21 protein-coding genes and 1 riboswitch are annotated in these 22,147 nt (G+C 44.2%); of the genes, 5 read left to right on the top strand and 16 right to left on the bottom strand.

Annotated features, from left to right (window positions below):
- Positions 1–29 precede the first annotated feature (29 nt).
- From glnA to AB5150_RS08035, 13 genes are all read right to left on the bottom strand, one after another.
- A complete protein-coding gene (glnA, locus tag AB5150_RS08095; RefSeq protein ID WP_118649319.1) occupies positions 30–1,361 on the bottom strand; it encodes a type I glutamate--ammonia ligase in 1,332 nt (443 codons plus the stop codon).
- Positions 1,362–1,508: 147 nt separating this feature from the next.
- A complete protein-coding gene (locus AB5150_RS08090) occupies positions 1,509–2,279 on the bottom strand; it encodes an ABC transporter permease (RefSeq protein WP_015533304.1) in 771 nt (256 codons plus the stop codon).
- On the bottom strand, positions 2,272–3,189 hold the full coding sequence (locus tag AB5150_RS08085) for an ABC transporter ATP-binding protein (RefSeq protein ID WP_022216614.1): 918 nt from the start codon (positions 3,187–3,189) through the stop codon (positions 2,272–2,274). The genes AB5150_RS08090 and AB5150_RS08085 overlap by 8 nt, the downstream gene beginning before the upstream one ends.
- Positions 3,190–3,318: 129 nt before the next feature.
- Entirely contained in the window at positions 3,319–3,582 is a 264-nt protein-coding gene (gene rpsR / locus AB5150_RS08080; protein WP_015533306.1) for a 30S ribosomal protein S18, read from the bottom strand.
- Positions 3,583–3,599: 17 nt separating this feature from the next.
- Positions 3,600–4,052, bottom strand: a complete 453-nt coding sequence (locus tag AB5150_RS08075) for a single-stranded DNA-binding protein (RefSeq protein WP_022216615.1) — start codon at positions 4,050–4,052, stop codon at positions 3,600–3,602.
- A gap of 16 nt (positions 4,053–4,068) precedes the next feature.
- Positions 4,069–4,359, bottom strand: a complete 291-nt coding sequence (rpsF, locus tag AB5150_RS08070) for a 30S ribosomal protein S6 (protein WP_015533308.1) — start codon at positions 4,357–4,359, stop codon at positions 4,069–4,071.
- 123 nt (positions 4,360–4,482) lie between these two features.
- Positions 4,483–5,253 carry a TIGR03915 family putative DNA repair protein gene (locus AB5150_RS08065; RefSeq protein ID WP_330375961.1) on the bottom strand — a complete coding sequence of 257 codons (771 nt, stop codon included), beginning with the start codon at positions 5,251–5,253 and terminating at the stop codon, positions 4,483–4,485.
- 11 nt (positions 5,254–5,264) lie between these two features.
- Positions 5,265–6,794 carry a putative DNA modification/repair radical SAM protein gene (locus AB5150_RS08060; RefSeq protein WP_368291630.1) on the bottom strand — a complete coding sequence of 510 codons (1,530 nt, stop codon included), beginning with the start codon at positions 6,792–6,794 and terminating at the stop codon, positions 5,265–5,267.
- Between the two features lie 196 nt (positions 6,795–6,990).
- Entirely contained in the window at positions 6,991–8,595 is a 1,605-nt protein-coding gene (pckA, locus tag AB5150_RS08055; protein WP_004849399.1) for a phosphoenolpyruvate carboxykinase (ATP), read from the bottom strand.
- 240 nt (positions 8,596–8,835) lie between these two features.
- Entirely contained in the window at positions 8,836–9,825 is a 990-nt protein-coding gene (locus AB5150_RS08050) for an ion transporter (protein ID WP_368291628.1), read from the bottom strand.
- A 46-nt stretch (positions 9,826–9,871) separates the two neighbouring features.
- Positions 9,872–10,138, bottom strand: a complete 267-nt coding sequence (locus AB5150_RS08045; RefSeq protein WP_022216619.1) for an OmpA family protein — start codon at positions 10,136–10,138, stop codon at positions 9,872–9,874.
- Positions 10,139–10,688: 550 nt separating this feature from the next.
- Positions 10,689–12,170 carry a sodium/proline symporter PutP gene (putP, locus tag AB5150_RS08040; RefSeq protein WP_368291626.1) on the bottom strand — a complete coding sequence of 494 codons (1,482 nt, stop codon included), beginning with the start codon at positions 12,168–12,170 and terminating at the stop codon, positions 10,689–10,691.
- 403 nt (positions 12,171–12,573) lie between these two features.
- On the bottom strand, positions 12,574–13,899 hold the full coding sequence (locus tag AB5150_RS08035; RefSeq protein WP_015533313.1) for a phenylacetate--CoA ligase family protein: 1,326 nt from the start codon (positions 13,897–13,899) through the stop codon (positions 12,574–12,576).
- A gap of 254 nt (positions 13,900–14,153) precedes the next feature.
- A riboswitch (TPP riboswitch) is annotated at positions 14,154–14,259 on the top strand.
- Positions 14,260–14,341: 82 nt separating this feature from the next.
- Between AB5150_RS08035 and thiS the strand changes: the two genes are divergently transcribed.
- The 5 genes from thiS (at position 14,342) to AB5150_RS08010 (ending at position 17,822) form a co-directional block, all read left to right on the top strand.
- A complete protein-coding gene (thiS, locus tag AB5150_RS08030; RefSeq protein WP_055273666.1) occupies positions 14,342–14,542 on the top strand; it encodes a sulfur carrier protein ThiS in 201 nt (66 codons plus the stop codon).
- Positions 14,542–15,312, top strand: coding sequence for a thiazole synthase (locus AB5150_RS08025; protein WP_015533315.1), 771 nt, complete (start codon positions 14,542–14,544; stop codon positions 15,310–15,312). Before thiS ends, AB5150_RS08025 begins: the two co-directional genes overlap by 1 nt.
- Positions 15,313–15,326: 14 nt before the next feature.
- Positions 15,327–16,580, top strand: a complete 1,254-nt coding sequence (gene thiH, locus AB5150_RS08020) for a 2-iminoacetate synthase ThiH (protein WP_055143820.1) — start codon at positions 15,327–15,329, stop codon at positions 16,578–16,580.
- Positions 16,581–16,602: 22 nt separating this feature from the next.
- Positions 16,603–17,250, top strand: a complete 648-nt coding sequence (thiE, locus tag AB5150_RS08015; protein WP_055143818.1) for a thiamine phosphate synthase — start codon at positions 16,603–16,605, stop codon at positions 17,248–17,250.
- Positions 17,251–17,372: 122 nt separating this feature from the next.
- Positions 17,373–17,822 carry a PadR family transcriptional regulator gene (locus tag AB5150_RS08010; protein WP_015533318.1) on the top strand — a complete coding sequence of 150 codons (450 nt, stop codon included), beginning with the start codon at positions 17,373–17,375 and terminating at the stop codon, positions 17,820–17,822.
- Between the two features lie 56 nt (positions 17,823–17,878).
- Here AB5150_RS08010 and AB5150_RS08005 read toward each other — a convergent pair whose 3' ends face one another.
- The 3 genes from AB5150_RS08005 to AB5150_RS07995 all read right to left on the bottom strand — a co-directional run bounded on the left by AB5150_RS08005 (position 17,879) and on the right by AB5150_RS07995 (position 21,627).
- Positions 17,879–19,177, bottom strand: a complete 1,299-nt coding sequence (locus AB5150_RS08005) for a CAP domain-containing protein (protein ID WP_055223663.1) — start codon at positions 19,175–19,177, stop codon at positions 17,879–17,881.
- A 551-nt stretch (positions 19,178–19,728) separates the two neighbouring features.
- Entirely contained in the window at positions 19,729–20,268 is a 540-nt protein-coding gene (locus tag AB5150_RS08000) for a hypothetical protein (protein WP_015533320.1), read from the bottom strand.
- 159 nt (positions 20,269–20,427) lie between these two features.
- On the bottom strand, positions 20,428–21,627 hold the full coding sequence (locus AB5150_RS07995; protein WP_349093453.1) for an ATP-binding protein: 1,200 nt from the start codon (positions 21,625–21,627) through the stop codon (positions 20,428–20,430).
- Positions 21,628–22,147: the final 520 nt, after the last annotated feature.

Here is a 22,147-nt window from a genome sequence, read left to right as displayed (position 1 = left end):
TCATCATTTTATATTGTTCGTGTATAAGATCAGACTTTGTACAGATAGTTTGAGATCTCCCAGTCTGTAACCTGTCTTGTGTACTCATTCCACTCATCCATCTTGGCACTTGTATATCTCTCGAAGATGTGTGAACCAACTGCCTCCTTCATGAAGTCGCTCTCGCTCATGGCAAGAGTTGCCTCTCTGAGGTTTGCAGGAAGGCTGTGGATATGACGTGCCTTCTTCTCCTCTGCAGTGAGGTTGAATATATTTGTATCTACACTTGGTGGAACTGGAAGCTGACGCTTGATTCCGTCAAGTCCTGCTTTAAGGCATACTGCCATGGCAAGGTATGGGTTAGCTGTTGGATCCGGACATCTGAGCTCAACTCTTGTTCCTGCACCACGTGCACTTGGAATTCTGATAAGTGGACTTCTGTTCTTTGCTGACCATGCGATGTAAATAGGAGCCTCATAGCCTGGAACAAGTCTCTTGTATGAATTTACAAGTGGGTTGGTGATGGCTGTCATCTCCTTCATATGCTCCATGATTCCGGCGATGAACCAGTAAGCCTCCTGGCTAAGTCCGAGCTTATCGTTCTCATCTGCAAATATGTTCTTGCCATCCTTCTGGAGCGACATGTTCATATGCATACCTGAACCGCATACGCCATACTTTGGCTTTGGCATGAATGTTGCGCAGAGACCATGTCTCTTGGCAATAGTCTTTACAACCAGTTTGAATGTCTCGATGTTGTCGGCGGTTCTCAAAGCCTCACCGTACTTGAAATCTATCTCATGCTGTGCAGGAGCTACCTCATGGTGTGATGCCTCGATCTCAAATCCCATCTGCTCAAGAGTAAGAACCATATCTCTTCTCGCATTCTCACCGAAATCCAGTGGTCCGAGATCAAAATAGCTTGCTCTCTCGTATGTGTTAGTTGTAGGCATTCCGTTCTCATCTGTCTGGAAGAGGAAGAACTCACACTCAGGACCTACATTCATAGTGTAACCCATCTCTTTTGCCTCAGCCAGAGCTCTCTTAAGTACATATCTTGGATCGCCCTCAAATGGTGTTCCATCAGGCTTATATACATCACATATAAGTCTTGCAACCTTTCCCTGCTGTGGTCTCCAAGGGAATGTCTCATATGTATCATAATCAGGATACAGATACATATCTGACTCCTCAATTCTCGCAAAGCCCTCTATAGAAGAACCGTCGAACATGATCTTGTTGTCAAGTGCCTTCTCTATCTGGCTTGAGGTTATCGCTACGTTCTTAAGGTCACCAAAAATATCTGTGAACTGAAGTCTTATAAACTCAACATCATCTTCTTTGACCTTTTTCAGTATGTCTTCCTTTGTGTATTTTCCCATCGTTATACTCCTTTTCTACACATTGTTTGATCCTCTGCATGTAAATCCCTATGAGTTTTTCTCATAGCTAGAGTTATAATAAACTTTGACAGAACTTTTGTCAACACAGATGAACGGTTGAGCAAATGTATATTCTGTCATAATTCTCTATCGAAGATCTCTCTTCCTGAATGTCAACCACGTTGCCACTATCATCACCGCGCCATACGCAGCGGCCACTGCCAGGGATATTCCCGCGTGACTCCAGTCTATATCGACCTGACTCATCTCCCTCACAGAGCTGAACGGCATATAGCCCAGTATTTTCTCCAGAACATCCGACTGGAACAGCACAGGCATGATCTGCACGCCGAGATCCACCAGGAAAAACAGCAGCAGATTCACGGATACGGATGCTGCCTTGGACGTCAGCGCAAATGCAAGGAATACGCATGTCATATATAACATCGTAAGCACAAAGCCCTCGCACGCTATCGATCTCAGCATATATCCCGCCACATTCAGGGTAAATGCCTTTCCAAAGCCTCCACAAATGCATCCTCCTATGGTATATACAAGTATATCCTCAAGAGAGAGTATCCATATCGCCACTATATATACTATGATCTTCGAAAACATTATATGTGCCCTGCTGTGTCCCTGGGCTATCGCACACTGGATATCCCTGGACTTGTAATCGCTGGTGATGAGCGACGCCGCAATAAATCCAAACAGCATGCCGGACACCGAGCTTCCAGAAAACGAGCCCAGCAGATACTGGAACTGAAAATCTCCCGTGAGTTCTATTCCGAGAATATCTCCAACCAATCCCACCGAGATCAGATATATTATATCCTGGACAAAGAAAACTATCAGGCACACCCTGAAGCCCAGGCTCTTATACAGCTTATAAAATTCAGCCGACAACAGTTCACGCATAATGAGCACCCCCTATCCTGTGAATAAAGTAGTTCTCAAGGCTCTCCTCCTCGAGATGGTACTCACTGACAAACACCCTCTCATTGTAGAGAACCCATGCCAGCTCGTCTGAGTTTACCGGCTGGTCCACGATTATCTCATCGCCATTCACATACACATTCACTATATTGTATCTCATAGCAAGTATATCAAGAACCTTCTTCACATCATTGGTGCGCAATCTCAGTCTCCTGTGGCACTTCGCGTCAAGCTGCGCTGCAGAGAGGCAGTCTATGATCTGTCCTCTGTCTATCATTATGTAGTCCGTTGCCAGCTCGTGAAGCTCTGTGAGTATATGGCTGGATATAAGTATCGTCACACCAAATCTCTGATTTATCTGCTTGAGAAGATTTCTTATCTCAACTATTCCAACCGGATCAAGTCCGTTTATCGGCTCATCCAATAGCAGGAGATCCGGACCTGACAGCATGGCACAGCCAATCGCCAGCCTCTGCTTCATTCCCATCGAATAATTCCTAAACTTCTTCTTGCCAACGCCCTGCAATCCAACATTTGCTATGGTCTGCTCGATGAGCTTGTCGTTCTTTATCCCCCTCAGCTTCATATTAAGCTTTATGTTGTCTACAGCATTATAATTGTCGTGCAGTCCGGCATGTTCGCACACCGTTCCTATCCTCTTTCTGGCATTCACCAGCCCCTTGCTGTCACTGGCGCCAAATAATTCTATCTCTCCCTCGTCAGGAAACAACAGACCATTGATATGATTGATCAGGGTAGTCTTTCCTGCCCCGTTCTGTCCTATAAAGCCATATATCTTCCCCCTTTCAAGAGATATATTGACATTGGACAAAACAGTATTCTTTCCAAATGTCTTCGTGAGTCCGCTTACTCTCACAACATTCTCTGCCATTTATCCCCCACCTTTCTGTCCTCATAAAATACGCCTACAGGAAATAATATTCTATGAATTTACACAAAAACCCGTCATCCAGCACATAGCTGAACAACGGGTCCTTTATATACTTATCAATGATAAGAATTAATCCTGAACGTATGGTAATATTGCAATCTGTCTAGCTCTCTTAACAGCAATTGTGATTGCTCTCTGATGCTTAGCACATGTTCCTGTGATTCTTCTTGGAAGGATCTTACCTCTCTCTGAGATATACTTTCTGAGTGCGTTTGAATCCTTGTAATCGATCACAGCCTCTTTATTAGCACAATACTCGCAGACTTTCTTTCTTCTACGGATATTTCTTCTCTTCATTGGAGCGTCAGCTCTATCAGTCTTATTGTAAGCCATTGTATTTACCTCCTATTTTACTTGAATGGTAAATCGTCCTCAATACCTTCCGGTATACTCATGAAGCCCTCAGCTCCTGCATTGCCAGGTGCCGGTCTTCCTGCTGGCTGATATCCACCGCCTGATGCCTGTCCGCTTGCAGCCTTGCTCTCAGCAAACTCCTGCTCCTCAACAACAACATCAGTTGTGTACACCTTGTTACCATCCTTATTCGTATAGCTTCCAGTCTGGATTCTACCTGTTATAGCAATCTTCGTTCCCTGCTTCAGGTACTTCTCTGCAAACTCAGCACTCCTGCCAAATGCAACGCAGCCGATGAAGTCTGCACTCTGGTCGCCATTTCTATTGAATCTTCTGTCTACAGCCAATGTGTATCTTGCAATAGCCATCTGGCCATCACCTGTGTTTGACTGTGAATATCTAACTTCCGGGTCTCTTGTGAGACGACCCATCAATATTACCTTGTTCATTATAGAATACCTCCTATTACTCGGCGTCTAATCTAACGCAAAGATATCTAAGAACTGATTCCATAATACGAATGTTAGCCTCAAGCTGAGCTGGAACTCCAGCCTCTGCATCAAACTGAATGAAGTAGTAGTATGCTTCGCCCATCTTCTGAATCTCGTAAGCAAGCTTCTTGAGTCCACACTCGTTAACTTCTGTAATTGTTGCGTTAGCCTTCTCAATATAAGACTTAACCTTATCAACTACAGCTGTTCTGGCTTCCTCATCAATCTTTGCACTAACAACTAAAGTTAATTCATATTTGTTCATTACATTGCACCTCCTTATGGTCTCTGGCCCACAGTCATCTGTGAGCAAGGAAAATATGATTAATACATCACAAGTTCAGATACTATCATATTTTTCCAGCCAATTCAAGCATTTTTTCTATGATCATCCCAAAAATTCTGTAGCATGCTTTCTCGACCACAAAGGGAACATGCTTCTCTGGCATCTGTAGTTCTCTCTCTGCTCCACGCTCACCGCGCTGAAGAATGTTCTCCACATATCTGTGTAATCATCCTCCATATATTCTGCACTGCCCAGCGTCTCCATCTCCTGATCTGTAAGCCGCCTCACATACATATCCGAATCCACCGGATGCACCACGGCGTAACGTCTGCCATCATCCACTATCAGCCAGTATTCTGACGGCATCCTGTCCGCAAAATGACTGGCGACAAGAAGCGCAACATCGTCCTTTGGTTCTATATGACATACATACACCCGCCCCTGGACAACAGTGAATCTGGCTATCTCCCTGAATAGATGTGCCTCGTTGCTTACACTCCGCCCAAGCTCCATGATACGCATCACCTCCGGACTTATGAGCATATGTTCCACCTTTCGGCCCTCGGCAAATGCCAGTATCAGATATCTGTACACAGTGTCCAGTGCATCCTCCTGATGCGACAATAGTGCATTGAATACGTTGCGGTACACCAGCCAGGATACCTTCTTCACAGACCGGGTAAACTTCTGCACCTTGTCCGCATCCGGCTCGACATGTATATAGTCAGCGAACATATCCAGTTGTTCCACAGGCTCCTTCATAAGCATCACATGGTCGTGTCCGACCTGCAGTGCCATACTCCACGCCTCATATATGCATGTAGCCATATCGTCATATCTGTCTCTGCATGTGAAAACCTTCATATTGTCCATAACTTCCACCTTCACGCCTTCATTCCTATATCAAATAAAGTCATCTGTCTATACTGTTCATTGCCGTGTGATGCCTGCCAGTTCTCTCCCCGGCTCAGATCCGTCATCTCCCTGACAATGTAATCCCTCTCTATAGGGATCCTGTACATCATACGTCCGCCACACGTTATAAAATAATGTGCTCTCTTAAGCACCACCCCCATCTTCTTCAGATTATCGAAATCCAGACTTCCGTATCTGCGGGCTCTCACTATCCTGCCCGCCGACTTCGGCCCTATGCCGGGAATCCTGAGAAGCAGATCATACGGTGCCGTCTGCACCTCCACCGGGAACTGGTCAAGATGCCTCACTGCCCAGTTGCACTTCGGATCCATTCTCTGATCGAGGTTCGGCTCGTTCTCAGACAATATCTCCTCAGCGTGGAATCCATAATATCTGAGCAGCCAGTCCGCCTGATACAATCTGTGCTCACGGAGCAATGGAACCGCCGTATCCAACGCAGGGAGTGCCGAGTCCTCGTTGATCGGTATATACGCGGAGTAGAACACACGCTTCAGATCGTATCGCTGATACAGTCTCTGGGCTGTGTGTATGAGCGTGTAATCTGACTCTCCGCTGGCTCCAACTATCATCTGTGTGCTCTGTCCCGCCGGGGCAAATGCCTGTCTCCTGTCTGTATCTCCAAACATGACAGGGAGGGGCGAAGAGGCAGCACCGATGTCTCTTTTATCAGAGGTCATTCCATCTGTGAGTGCCTCTGCTGCTGACATCTGCAGAGCACCATGTCTTTCCTGCCCTGCCAGCTCTGCTTTGTATGCAGTCAGATCCTTCTGCAGATTCTTCTCGTTGAATATGCTTCCAGTAAGGTATCTGTTGATACCGCTCCTCTCCATACGCGCAGTCTTGCCCACCGCCAGTCTGTGAGATTCTATAGTGCTGGTCAGCTTGCCCATGGGATCAAGTATGGTGTCAAAGCTCTTGTTCGGGGCAAGCTTCTTCAGACTCTCCTCAGTCGGCAGCTCCATATTAACACTTATCCTGTCCGCTAAATATCCCACCATGCTTATAAGCTCATCCGATGCCCCCGGAATGGTCTTCACATGGATATATCCATTGAACCTGTACTTCGTCCTGAGAAGATACAGAGTCTCACACATCCTCTGCATGGTGTATGTCGGATCTCTGAGCACACCAGAGCTCAGGAACAGTCCTTCTATATAATTCCTCTTATAAAATTCTATGACCAGCTCACACAGCTCCGCCGGCTCAAACGTAGTCCTTGGCACATCGTTGCTCCTGCGGTTCAGGCAGTACTTGCAGTCATATACACAGTGGTTCGTCATAAGGACCTTAAGCAGCGATATACATCTTCCATCCGCTGCAAAGCTGTGACATATACCACATGATACACTGTTGCCCAGGGCTCCCTTCTGTCCCTTTCTGTCCACTCCACTGGATGTACACGCCACATCATACTTCGCCGCATCCGCCAGTATATTCAGTTTTTCTTTCGTTGTAAGTCCTGTAATTATCTCGTTCATGCATAATATTATACGAACATTTGTTCGGTATTGCAAGAGGTAATTTCTGGTTGCCGGTTAAAGCATAATATTACTTATGGATGGCGCAGACAAAAAAAAGACCAGACACACTCTGAACGAATGTATCCGGTCTTCTCTATGCGAAAGGCTCTGGACTATGACAGTTCCTTTCTTCTATATGATCCTAAGCTATATCTTAGAGCTGTGGGCCTGCTGCAACTAATGCCTTACCTGCTGCATTACCCTCGTACTTAGCAAAGTTCTTCTGGAATCTTGCTGCAAGATCCTTAGCCTTTGTCTCCCACTCTGAAGCATCAGCGTATGTGTCACGTGGGTCAAGGATTGCTGGATCTACGCCAGGAAGCTCTGTTGGAACCTCGAAGTCGAACATAGGGATCTTCTTTGTAGGAGCCTCATTGATAGCACCACTGAGGATTGCATCGATGATTCCTCTTGTATCCTTGATTGAAATTCTCTTGCCTGTTCCATTCCATCCTGTGTTAACAAGGTATGCCTTAGCACCGCTCTTCTCCATCTTCTTAACAAGCTCCTCTGCATACTTTGTAGGATGCAGCTCGAGGAATGCCTGACCGAAGCAAGCTGAGAATGTAGGTGTTGGCTCTGTGATACCTCTCTCTGTACCAGCAAGCTTTGCTGTGAATCCTGACAGGAAGTAGTACTGTGTCTGCTCTGGTGTAAGGATTGATACTGGAGGAAGTACTCCAAACGCATCTGCTGAAAGGAAGATTACGTTCTTTGCAGCTGGTGCTGATGATATAGGTCTTACAATGTTCTTGATATGATCTATTGGGTAAGATACACGAGTATTCTCTGTTACGCTCTTATCAGTGAAATCGATCTTGCCGTTTGCATCAAGTGTAACGTTCTCAAGAAGAGCGTTTCTCTTGATAGCGTTGTAGATGTCTGGCTCTGAATCCTTGTCAAGGTCGATAACCTTAGCATAGCATCCACCCTCGAAGTTGAATACGCCGTTGTCATCCCAGCCGTGCTCATCATCACCGATGAGGAGACGCTTTGGATCTGTTGAAAGTGTTGTCTTACCTGTTCCTGAAAGGCCGAAGAAGATAGCTGTGTTCTCACCGTTCATATCTGTGTTAGCTGAGCAGTGCATTGAAGCCATTCCCTTAAGTGGAAGGTAGTAGTTCATCATTGAGAACATACCCTTCTTCATCTCTCCGCCGTACCATGTGTTAACTATAACCTGCTCATGGCTTGTGATGTTGAATGCTACACATGTCTCTGAGTTAAGTCCTAACTCCTTGTAGTTCTCAACCTTAGCCTTTGAAGCATTGTACACTACGAAATCTGGCTCGAAGTTCTTAAGCTCTTCCTCAGTTGGCTTGATGAACATGTTTGTTACGAAATGAGCCTGCCAAGCAACCTCAACGATGAAACGGATAGCCATACGAGTATCAGCATTTGCTCCGCAGAATGCATCAACTACGAAAAGTCTCTTGTTTGAGAGCTCCTTCTTTGCAAGATCCTTAACTGATGCCCATGTCTCCTCTGTCATTGGATGGTTATCGTTCTTGTACTCATCTGATGTCCACCATACAGTGTCCTTTGAGTTCTCATCTACTACGATATACTTATCTTTAGGTGAACGGCCTGTATAAATACCAGTCATAACGTTAACTGCGCCGAGCTCACTAACCTGTCCCTTCTCGTATCCCTGAAGGTCAGCCTTTGTCTCTTCCTCGAATAACAATTCATATGAAGGATTGTGTACGATCTCTGTTGTGCCTGTAATGCCATACTTAGTTAAATCAACTGTTGCCATTTTTCTTAACTCCTTTTCTTTAAATGTATTTCATTGATAGGGGCATTCCGCCGTGTCCTGCTGACACCGCGGTTATACCGCACTCAATAATCTGAAAATAAATATGAACATTTACTCTCATATTCAGTTGAAAGTATACCCAATTAGTCAAAATAAATCAATATGATTATTGAGTTTTTTTTGTAGTTTACAGAAACTTCTCAATTATAATCTGAATTTTATATTTATTACTTGCATAACCTAAGACAATGAGCTTCCACGTCTCTTCTCAAGGAATTTTGACTTCACTATCAGAATATCACCTGTCTGTATCTTCAGATCACCTGTCGGCAGTATAGACATATTATCCCTGAGTACCATATATATATTCACACCATACTCCTCCGTAGCCTGGAGTATGGTCCTGCCGCAAAACTTGCTCACATCATCTACGAGCAATTCTCCAATCTCGTCCACATCAACAACTTTGGACTCCTCGTTGGCATTTTTCTGATACTGCTCTACAAATCCGGCGCTTATGATACCTGTAGGTATCGCTACCAGCAGAACTCCCATAAATGCTATGACTATCGCCATGCATTTGCCCAGCAGCGTGATCGGGTAAATGTCTCCATACCCCACGGTAAGGACTGTCGATACCGCCCACCATATGCCGCTGAAGGCGTTGCTGAACACTCCCGGCTGTGCGGCATGCTCAGTGCTGTACATACACAGGCTGCTCGCCATCATCAGTATAAATATGATGAACATGGACGATATGATCTGTCTGCTCTTTCTCAGCAGGACCATCTTGATGACATTGAAGCTGTCGTACTTTGAATTGATCCTGAAAAGATGGAATATACGGACCACCCTGAGCATCCTGAACGCCACGAAGCCAGACAGAAAGAACACTGGTATGATCGTGAGCAGATCCACAACTCCGTCATATGATATGAGGAACTTTCCTATAGCCTTTCCTCTGGTGCATGTGGGATACAGGAAATCCGCCGTCCATATGCGGAGAATGTACTCAACACAGAATATGCCTGTAGTCACCCACTCGATAACACTCAGCAGCCCATAATATGGTTCAAGCTGATCGTAGGTCTGCAGGAACATCACCGATATGTTCGACAATATGACACCCACTATGAATATGTCAAATGCCCTGCTCGCCAGATTGCTTTTGTCCCCTATCTGTATTATGTCAAATATTTGCTTTTTGAGTTTTGTCTTGTTTACCGCCATTGCTCTCCTCTTATATATCTATTTGTCCTTGAGAATGTCCATCATCTCATCTATCATCTCTTCGTCCTGAAGCCTGAACTTGATCTCCACGCGTCTCGACGCTGCCATGTCCACTGCTTATGATGCCGTTGCTCTCCGTCAGACAGTACTTTGCCACTGAGAACGCTCGCTGCTGTGAAAGTTCAAGATTGTATATGTAGGAACCATTCGTATCCGTGTGTCCCTCTATGATTATCTCCGAAACGTATTCCCTGTAATCATCGCGCAGAAGCACACTGCAGTACTTCGGCAGGAACTGGTTGATGGTAAGCATACACGAATATACCACCCGTTATGGCAAACATACACACACTTATAATCGCCCTATCTCCTATCATAATTAAAAAGAGGCTGTTTTACCAGTTGAAATACTTACTCCTTTACCTGTTATTTACATATTTATGCGGGATTTACATGTTTTTACAAGGCTCTGTGCATACCGCACAAATGGCCATTTTCTTTTTGTGCACTTTGAAAAATGTGTCATAAAATCTTTAAATTTTGAAGATTTTATTTTGCAAAACGTTTTTTTTCTGTACATATTCTGTTCATATTTTGTGTATATACTGAACTCAGTTGTTCAAGAGAAAGTAATTTACTCTTAGTTGTTTAAGTTGTTGTTTAAAAAAGAACCGCCTAGCAATTCAGGTGGTTCTTTTTTTGCGCACAAAATTATCTTTTATTTAGCAAAAAAGGCTGAAAAGATACAATTTCTTCAGATTTTGTATCTTTTCAGCCTTTTATTTTGATTTAGAGATAATTTTGTGTGCAGACGAACTCATCCGCCACCAAAAGATCCCAGCTTTATAACTCTACACTGCAAATTACTCCGTAGGAAGCTTAGCCTTCTCGAATATCTCAGCAACCTTGTCGTAAGGCTTCTTTGTGAGAAGTGATACGACGATAGCTGTAATGAACGCTGCTGCAAATCCAGGAACGATCTCATAAAGTCCTGTTGGTGTTGCAAGGAACTTGTACCAGAGCATGTCAACAGCAAATCCGACTATGATAGAAGCAAGTGCTCCATTGTAATTCAGTCGCTTCCAGTACAATGACAGAACGATGACCGGTCCAAATGCCGATCCGAATGCGCCCCATGCATTTGACACGAGTGCCATGATACCCTCGCAGTCTGGATTCATCGCTATGGCAAGTGCCACAACTGAGATGATGATGACCACAATTCTTCCTGCCCAGAGCATCTCCTTGTCGGATGCACTCTTTCTGAATATAGGCTTGTACACATCAGACGAAAATGCTGATGATGAAGCAAGGAGCTGTGAATCAGCTGTACTCATGGACGCTGCAAGGATAGCTGAGAGAAGTATACCAGCTACAAGTGCAGGGAACACGCCTCTTACAAGTCTGATGAATACCTGTGAGTTATCTGTAAGTCCACCGCCAAGATACTTAAGGCCGACCATACCAACTACGGATGCCATAACGAGGATGATTCCCGTCCAGCAAGTACCGACTATTCTGGACTTCTTCATCTCCTTCTCTGACTTGATCGAAATATATCTTATAAGAATATGTGGCATACCCATATATCCAAGTCCCCATGCAAGTCCTGATATGATATTGATCACACTGGTCTTGTCAAATGAACCACTTATAAGGGCATTGTAATAATTGTCTGGAATGACAACATCAGGTGCTATAAAGCCAGCGCCCTGCATGGTGATGACCGCAATGATAGGTGCGATCATGAGAGCTGCAAGCATCAGAAGTCCCTGGAAGAAATCCGTCCAGCACACTGCATTAAAACCACCAAGGAATGTGTACACGATGATGATGACTGCAGCGCCGATCATGGCTGTATTCCTGTCGATGCCCATAACAGTATTGAACAGAGTACCGCAGGCCGATATACTTGACGCAGCGTATATACAATATGCAACCACAAATATAACTGCACATATTATGAGAAGCAGCTTATTGTCTGACTGAAAACGATTTGTCAAATACTGAGGTATAGTGATCGAATCGTTGTACGCTATCGAGAATCTTCTGAGTCTCGGTGCTATGAATATCCAGGCACATGCTGTTCCGATGAACAGACCAACTGATATCCACATGTTGCTGAGTCCTGTCGCATAGAATGCTCCGGGCAGTCCCATGAGAACCCACGCACTCATATCAGATGCTCCGGCGCTGAGTGCAGCCACCAGACCATTCATATCTCTTCCTCCAAGAAAATAATCCTTCTCGCCGGCATTCCCCTTGGATTTGAAGAAGAAATAAATTCCTACACCGATTACCAGGACAAAATACGCTATAAACGCAATCATCTCGTAAACATTCATTAGTTAATCCACCTTCCATAATAATTATAATTTATCTGCTCCGCACCAACTTTACCACTGCAGTGCAGTATCTCACTGTCAGCGCACATAACAAAGCAAATTCTACACGGAAACATACCAAAATGCAAGGTTTTTCAGCATTTGGCGATTTTATCTGTTTTGCCAGTTTCCCGGCGGCAGGCCTCACAGCTGATGTCTGCCGCCGCAAGTCTCCCAAGATTCCTGCCTGCCCCCCGCCTGACTCCTGCCTGATCACTGCCTGATAAAACAGCCGGCTCACAGCGACATGCCCGGTCTCGATCCCGGAAAGCTCGCCATTAAGCCGGCTGTTTTATTCTCTCTATAGTCTTCCGCTCTCAAACATTTCAGTCCTGTGATTCGTCTGACTACTCAATCTTACCGATTAGAATCCGATATGTCTGTTATCTGTGATCCTCTTTGCCTTGCCCTCTGAACGTGGAATGGTCTTAGGTGGAACCAGTTCAACCTTTGCGCTGATAAGCAGTGTCTGCTTGATATCTGTCTTGATGCGGGATGCAATAGCCGCAAGCTTTGCAGCATCGCCCATATCCACATCTTCCTTGAGCTCTACCTGAACTGTCAGCTTATCCTGTGAATTCACACGATCAACCACGATCATATAATGAGCTGAAGCCTCCTCCACGCCGAGAAGGACTGACTCTATCTGACTAGGGAATACATTTACACCACGGATTACAAGCATGTCGTCTGTACGGCCTGTGATACGGCTCATCTTGACTGTTGTTCTTCCACATGCACATGTGCCGTGTGTAAGTGTACATATATCGTGTGTCCTGTATCTGATCATAGGTGTACCTGTCTTGGTAAGGGTTGTAAACACAAGCTCTCCAGGAACTCCGTCTGGAAGCGGCTCCTCTGTGACCGGATCAATGATCTCTGCAAGAACATGATCCTCGTTGATGTGCATTCCGTTCTTCTCAAAGCACTCAAATGCAACACCAGGTCCACCGATCTCTGTTAGTCCATATATATCAAATGCATCGAAGTCAAGAAGCTCCTCAAGGTGCTGTCTCATCTCCTCTGTCCAAGGTTCTGCTCCGAAGTAGCCTGACTTGATCTTCAGTTCTGATGGATCGATGCCCATCTCCCTGATGGTCTCTGCGAGGTATGTAGCATATGAAGGTGTACAGCAAAGCATGGTTGCGCCGAGCTCTTTCATCATCATGATCTGTCTCTGTGTGTTGCCTGATGACATCGGAACTACCATGGCACCAACCTTAGTCGCGCCCTGATGTGCTCCAAGTCCACCTGTGAACAATCCATAACCATAAGCTATCTGGATGACATCATCCTCTCCGCCACCAGCGCACTTGATAGCTCTGGCTACCATCTCCGTCCACACATCTATATCGTTCTGGGTGTAGCCAGCTACAACAGGCTTACCTGTGGTTCCTGATGAACCCTGGATTCTGATGATGTCCTTCCTGTCTGCTGCAAACAGTCCAAATGGGAAGTTATCCCTGAGATCTGTCTTCTGCATAAATGGCAGCTTGACGATATCGTCTATGCTGTTTATATCCTCCGGCTTTACTCCCGCCTCGTCCATTCTGGCTCTGTATGCCGGTACATTTGCATATTCAAGTTCTACTGTCTTTCTAAGTCTCTCCCCCTGAAGCTTTCTTCTCTCCTCAGGATCCATACACTCCATCTCTTTATTATAGATGTAATGAATCTTCTTCTGTCTCATAACTTCACTGTCCTCCATAAGATAACTCAAATCAGCATTTGTGCAACCTGCTGATTTTGTATGACACTTTAGCGCGCCAAACAACTAAATTGTACATACATATGTGGGCTGTGTCAAGGAAAAGCCATCAATCGCAGTACATTTTCCGTATATTTTTGAGAGAGCTTCGAATATTTGCGGTCAAATGGCATATTTGCCTGATAGATTACTCTTGCATTCCGGGTTTTCAGGTCGTATATTATTATCTGACAACAAAAAGAGGACGCGGGAGCTTGTAGTACAGGCTGAGAGGAAGGTGTGACCTTCGACCGGAAACCTGATTTGGATAATGCCAACGTAGGGAAGCCTGATAGCAGACGTTTGTTAAAGTGCAGACTTTATTGGAGTTACCAAATCGGTAACTCTTTTTTTGTGCAGATAAAAGACTTTGGAGGAAAGGGCTATGGTAACAGTGAACGGAAAAGATCTCGACATTGCCGGGCAGAATCTGGCGGCATTTCTTGAAGAATCCGGCTACAAACCGGTGCGCATAGTTGTTGAGATCAACGAAGAGATCATACCGAGAGAGACATACGCAGACATTACATTTAACGACGGCGACTGTGTGGAGGTCGTGAGTTTCATGGGAGGAGGAGCATTATAATGAAAGAAGACAAGCTGATAATCGGAGGACATGAATTCAATTCAAGATTTATTCTGGGTTCAGGAAAGTATTCCATGAAGCTGATCGAATCAGCTATAAAAGACGCAGGAGCAGAGATCATCACTCTGGCCGTCCGCCGTGCAAATACAAAAGAAGAGGAAAATATTCTCGATTTCATCCCGGAGGGAGTTACTCTCCTGCCAAATACAAGCGGCGCGAGGAACGCCGAGGAGGCCGTGCGCATAGCAAGGCTTGCAAGGGCTCTGGGCTGTGGAGACTTCGTCAAGGTGGAGATCATGCGCGACAGCAAATATCTCCTTCCCGACAACCAGGAAACGATAAAGGCAACCGAGGCACTGGCAAATGAAGGATTTGTGGTACTGCCTTACATGTACCCGGACCTGAATGCCGCCCGTGATCTAGTAAATGCGGGAGCCGCAGCGGTCATGCCACTGGCATCACCTATAGGTTCCAACAAAGGACTAGCTACCAAAGACTTCATCCAGATCCTCATCGACGAGATCGAACTTCCGATCATAGTTGACGCCGGTATCGGAAGGCCATCCCAGGCATGTGAAGCCATGGAGATGGGCGCTGCCGCCATCATGGCAAACACTGCCCTCGCCACAGCCGGAAATCTGCCACTCATGGCATCGGCATTCAAGGACGCGATAAATTCAGGCCGAAAGGCTTATCTGGCAGGTCTTGGAAGAGTTCTCACCAGAGGGGCATCCGCTTCAGATCCACTGACCGGATTCCTGCATGACTAAGGGGGTGCACTCAGATGGAAAACCACTTTCTGATAGACTCGGAATATCTTTCGCCGGAAGCGCTGGAGATCAAGCACCGTCTGGAGACAGATCCATCGTCAAGGAAAAGCCATATGGAATACCTTCCGGGCATGGAGGTTATTGAATCTGACATCCGCAGCAAGGTCATGGAGCACATGAACAGCTACGACTACAGCAGTTACACAGGCAGAGACGTCATGGCGGCCCTTGAACACGAGACGTGCAGCATAGAGGACTTCAAGGCTCTGCTCTCCCCCGCCGCCGAACCATTTCTTGAGATGATGGCGCAGCGCGCAAGCCGCGAGACAAGCAGGCACTTCGGCAACACGGTCTACATGTTCACGCCGCTCTACATAGCCAACTACTGTGAGAACTACTGCGTATACTGCGGCTTCAACTGCTACAATCACATCAACAGAATGAAGCTCTCAGCAGAGCAGATCGAGAAGGAAATGAAGGTCATCGCCGACAGCGGTATGGAAGAGATCCTTATACTGACCGGCGAGAGCCGCAGCCAGAGTGACGTAACGTATATCGGCGAGGCATGCAAGCTTGCAAGGAAATACTTCCGCATGGTAGGCCTTGAAATATATCCGGTGAACACCGATGAGTACCGCTACCTCCATGAGTGCGGTGCGGACTATGTGACAGTGTTCCAGGAGACCTACGACGCAGACAAATACGAGACTCTTCACCTGATGGGTCACAAGAGAGTATGGCCATACCGTTTCGACTCGCAGGAGCGCGCCCTCATGGGCGGAATGCGGGGCGTTGCATTCTCAGCACTGTTAGGGCTCTCCGACTTCCGCAAGGATGCACTGGCAACAGCCCTTCACGCGTATTTTCTCCAGAGAAAATACCCACACGCAGAGATGTCACTCTCCTGTCCAAGACTGAGACCGATCATCAACAACGATCAGATCAATCCTCTGGACGTACACGAGAAGCAGCTCTGCCAGATACTGTGCGCATACAGGATATTCCTGCCATTTGCCGGAATAACGGTATCTTCAAGGGAGAGTGCAGACTTCAGAAACGGCATAGTGAAGATCGCAGCGACCAAGGTATCGGCGGGCGTGTCAACCGGAATCGGCGATCATGAAAGCAAATACAGCGGCAAGACTTCCTGCAGTGAGCAGGGCGACGAGCAGTTCGAGATCAACGACAACAGAAGTCTTGAACATATGTATTCAGACATAGAGGGCGAGGGACTGCAGCCCGTACTCAATGACTATCTGTATGTGTAACAATTTTAGAAAGGACTTTGAAATGTATACATTTGATCCTACTTTATATTTTATAACGGACAGCACAGGGTTGTCCGAGGAGGAATTTCTGTACAGAGTGGAGTGTGCTCTGGACGGCGGTGCGACACTCATGCAGCTTAGAGAAAAGGAAAGAACTACCCGTGAGTACATACATCTTGCGGACAAGGTGCACTCAATTGCGCGCCGCTACAACGTGCCACTCATCATAGATGACCGGGTAGATGTGGCGCTGGCGACCGATGCCGAAGGTGTCCATGTGGGGCAGACAGACATGCCAGTCTCCATAGCCAGAAAACTCATGGGGCCTGACCGCATCGTGGGCGCAACCACCAAGACTGTTCCTCAGGCCGTGGAGGCGTATGAACAGGGAGCTGATTATCTGGGAGTTGGAGCCATCTACCCAACCACCACCAAGGTCAAGACAGTGCTCACATCCACGGATACACTGAGAGACATTTGCAAGGCAGTTCCCATCCCGGTAAATGCCATCGGAGGACTCAATCCGACCAACCTGGATGTCCTCTCGGGCATACCTATCGCCGGCATCTGTGTGGTGTCCGCCATAATGAAAGCTGACGATCCAAAGGATGCTGCCAGCCGTCTATTGGCATTATCCAGGCAGTTACAGTCAAAAACCTTTCTCAAATAAGCAAAAATTGCAAAAATACGCAACTTATTTTCATTTTAATGAAAAGAAAGGTTGCAATTAAATGATTTTGCAATTACAATCAATACAAAGTGTAACTATTTTTTTTGTATGAGGTGGTTTTAATGGAAAACGTATTAAACAGCATATATTCCAACAGTATTATGGTTCAGGATCAAAGTAATGATACCGCAAAGGAAGCAGCAGTTGAGGCTGTACATGCAAGAGTCGTTGCAAAGCCGAACTTCATCAGAGGTTCCGTGGAGCTGCTCGTACTCTATCTGCTCAGCCAGAAAGATTATTACGGCTACGAGCTGTCACAGCTCATGGACTCACTGTCAGACGGCGTGATAAAGATTCCTATCGGTTCTCTATATCCTGCACTGTACAAATTGATTGAATACGGTTTCATCTCCGATCACAAAGAGCAGGTTGGAAAGAGAATGACCAGAGTATATTATCATCTGGAGCAGCCTGGATTCCAGCGTATGCATATTCTTATAACTGAGTATACAAAGGTTCACAAGGCTATTTCATCCATACTTGACTATACTCCAGAGCCTGAGAAGAAATAATTTCTTTCAGATTAAAAATACCGTTGTCCATATTTTTTATGAACAACGGTATTTTTTTATTTTACTATTCTGTACTTCTTTGAAACTGTACCCTTATACCTTCCGGAAAACTTTATCTTCACCGTATATGTTCCGGCTTTCTTTCTCGCCTTAGGATATGTCACCTTGTAGTATTTTGATGATATTATCTTACCATTGCTGTCCTTCACAGTCACCTTAGGTGTCTTTGTCTTACCATCATACTTATATCTCGTCTGTGATAATGTAACACTCTTTATCTTCTTGACAACGATATACTTCTTCTGGCCGCATTTTCTGCATGTATGTAACACCTTGCCATCGCTTCTGGTAGTTGCTGTTTTTACTACCTTGCCGGAATATACATGCGCACATTTTCCTGTTACTGTTACCGTATATGATGCTGAACGTGATCCAACAGTGGCTGTGATCTTCACAGTTCCCTTTCTGAGACCTGTTACCACTCCTGTAGGTGACACCTTTGCAATAGCGGAATTCGATGTTTTCCACTTAGCTCCCGCAAGCACCTTATACGATGTACTTCCATACTGTCCAAGGACTGCCTTGAGTGTGAGAGTTACCTTCTGTCCCTCCTGCACGCTCTTATTTCCGGTCATCTTAACCGATGTGATATTGTCCTTCTGCACCTCCACCGTAACATCGCTCTCACCAGTGGACTTAGCCATAGTCTCAGCCTGACTGCCGCTTCCCATGAACTGGGCTGCAGTCGTATTCGGATAAGATGCATTCTTATTTATAAATGTACCAACACCCACATACCTGTTTGCAGGATTTATCATGGATGTGTAATGTCCGGTCACCGCTCCAGGAGTTCCCTTCACATAGGCATCCTTCTCGCTGTACCACTGCTCAATGCCCATGAGCATGCTCTCTGACCAGTTCCACGCAAGCACCTCGGAAGTCGGCCAGCCATTTCCCGGATATTTGAAATCAAATACAGACTTTCCGTTAAGTCTTGAGTGATACATTGTAACACTCGCCTCCGCAGCTCTGATCCTTGCTATCTTCTCAAGTCCTGCCGACCACTTGATCGGCACATAGTCGTCAAGCGTCAATTTCCGTCCATCAATCTTAACGCCCTGCTTACATGCTTCATAACGGATCTGATTGATCCTCTTCACTGCAGCCGAAGCCTCCGACACATACTTGCCCTTCATTGCTATAAACACGCAATTGGCAGATGGTTTTGTCACATCCGCAGGTATTGTCGCCGCTTCAGCACTTGTTCCTCCCGGCACGATCACTGACAATCCAACCGCAACTGCGATCGCCAGAGCCATTATCCGGTGTAACAACTTCTTCTTTTGTACTCCCATAGTTTAAATTTGTCCTCCTCTTATAATATGTATCAGCCTGTTGATTTCATTATAACTCACTATGTGATTTATTGCATGCCTATTTGCTAAACAATACAGTATATCGCATTAATCTATGTACTCAGGCATTATGTTTTCGCCTATAACACAATCCAACATTGTTTTCAATTTACCAAGTTCTTTATTTGAGTTACTCTTTATAAACTGATTTACTACCTCTAATGCCATTGGTATTTTATCTAATTCAAGAACCTCTTCTTCATAATCATCAATAATAATGTCGCATTTTTTGTTGATTTCAGCATTTGGGAACTAAATATGAGGTTTTGATTTTGACTGTCCTTAAGTGCACCCATCCCCAAAATTTTGCTATGGAACTGTCTTTATAAAAACTTTCGCTATTGCCTATTACTTCGTAAGGGCAAGTCGAAAGTTTTTGGTAAAGACAGTTAGTCTTTCATAACAAATTTTCTTGTTACAAAAAGTGCGTTTATATCGGTCAATTGGAACTTAATATGAAGTTTTGCCTTCTGGTACCATTTTCTAATCAATTACTGTGTGATAGATTTTCTTTCAACGTAAAAATTTTCAAAATTAATTTCAAAATTCCAATCGTTTCTTCCAAATGAATCCCTAGTCAAATCATTTATTCCTTGTGCTACTACCATGATATGACCAGCACAATTTTTCAACGAAACAAATATATAACCTTTTGGACAATTTATCTCTGATAAAAAGTCTGCATTATCATCATATATTAAAAGTGACCTTATTTCATTAAACTCCTTTATAATTATTAATTTTCTTTTCTCTTCTTCATAATCAGCTGATATTATTGCACCATTGATTACAGAAATATCCTTATTCCTATAATTAAGATGATTTCCTAAACTCCTATACGAAAATACTAAATTTCCCTCTTCATTATATGCACTAAATCCACTATCTGATGTTTCATATTTTTCCTTAATCATTAGCATACCTTTTCCATGCTTAAATGCATATAAGGTATATTCGTTATAAATCGAGATGGTTTTGCCTCCCACATCCCATTCCACCATTTTATCATTTTTATTAACACGCACATCCATTTTTCATACTCTTTTCGCTAATCTACCCAATATTCATCAACAATATGGACATAATCTTCTCGTTTTATATCACTTCCTAAATTCGAAAACAAATCAACTTCACGGATTCAGGTCTTTACTATGAAATTGGGTGGGATTTTGGTATTTCATCCCTCAATCTTATTCCTCACCAAGTAAGAACTGCAGCGCATTAATTCTCCTGATACCATCGTAATCAGCATCAGGGTCTTCATCCAGTGTTATGATATACTTTGGATAATGGTCTGTAATTTTCTGCAATGGTCTTAGCTCTCTTAAAAGTGTTGATTCCTCTCTGACCGTAGCAGCCACCTGATAGTAAATAATTCCCTTACTGTTCATGGCAACAAAATCCACTTCCTCTGATTCCACCTTGCCGACATAGACCTTATATCCTCGTCTAATAAGCTCAAGATAGATTATATTTTCCAGAATATGACCAGTGTCTGCATTTCTAGAACCAAGTAACATATAACGAAGTCCAATGTCAACCACATAATATTTATCAAGAGTTTTCAAATAATTCTTACCCTTCACATCGTATCGTTTTGCCTGATAAACTACAAATGATTCTTCCAGCGCTGTAATGTATTTCTCAACAGTTTTTACATCCACTTTTCTTCCGTCAGATGTCATAGTGTCACTGATTTTCTTTGTCGATGTAAGATTACCAATATTATCAAACATAAATCGTATCACACTTTCAAGCATCATCACATCGGTAATCTTCTTTCTTGAAATAATGTCCTTTAACATCACAGTGCTATAGATACTCTCAAGATACTGATTAATTACTTCTTCCTTCTCATCCAACATCATAGCATATGGAAATGAACTGAATTTCAAATATTTCTGATACTTTAGCGAAAGTTCTTTTTCATCTCCCGTTGCCTTCACATATTCTTTAAAGGAAAGGGGCAACATCTTGACCTCCACATATCTTCCGGAAAGAAATGTTGCAATCTCAGAAGATAGCATATAGGCATTCGAGCCTGTCAGATACAAATCTACATTTGGCTTTAAATTCAAACTGTCCACAACCTTTGGAAAATCTTCCACATTCTGTATTTCATCAAAGAACACATAGTGCATATCATCATCTACAAGCCTATCCTTGATGTATTTATATAATTCTCTTGGCTGCTTCAAATCTTCATAATCATAGTCTTCAAAATTAATAGCAATGATATGGTCTGCTTGTACCCCAGATTCTTTCAGATAGCCCTGAAATATCTGCATAAGCGTGGATTTGCCACATCGTCTGATACCTGTTACAATCTTTATAATGTCTTTATCTTTAAATTCCTTCAAAGTTTGAAGATACTCGTCTCTAAGTATTATCTTATTCATATAATCCTCCTGTTTTGCGAAACAAAATCCGAGTCCTATGATGAGGAGAGGATTTACCTTCTTTCTTATGAATCTATTTTCGATGACTAATTTATTTTTTATTTGCTGTATTCATTATATCCAAAAACTTGTTTATTTTCAATAGTTATTGGATTTCATTCCAAAAACTATTCTTTTATTGTTTTTTCTTGGATACCATTATTATATTCAATATTTCCAGATACAATTCCAGAAAACGTAAGCGATGTATAATCGCACGGTTTGTCGCCACCAACATTTCATTAGATAATCACTTCAGGAGTGAGTATCTCTCCGAATCAGCTGTATTTGTAGTTGGAGCCGTTTGCTCTAACTGTGATTGATTCCGGTTGAATTCACTCTGAATAACCTTTAGGAGTGAATTACTATGAGTTCAAAAAGACTGCACTACTCTGATTTCGCTTTAACCTATGAATTCCTCTACGGAATTCTGACTCGATTCATAGTAATCGGTCACCGAAAAGTTTTGCCT

Source organism: Coprococcus sp. RTP21281st1_F1_RTP21281_210402 (genome assembly GCF_040915325.1).
Classification (GTDB): Bacteria; Bacillota; Clostridia; order Lachnospirales; family Lachnospiraceae; genus Coprococcus; species Coprococcus aceti.
This window is presented reverse-complemented; position numbering and strand designations above follow the sequence as displayed.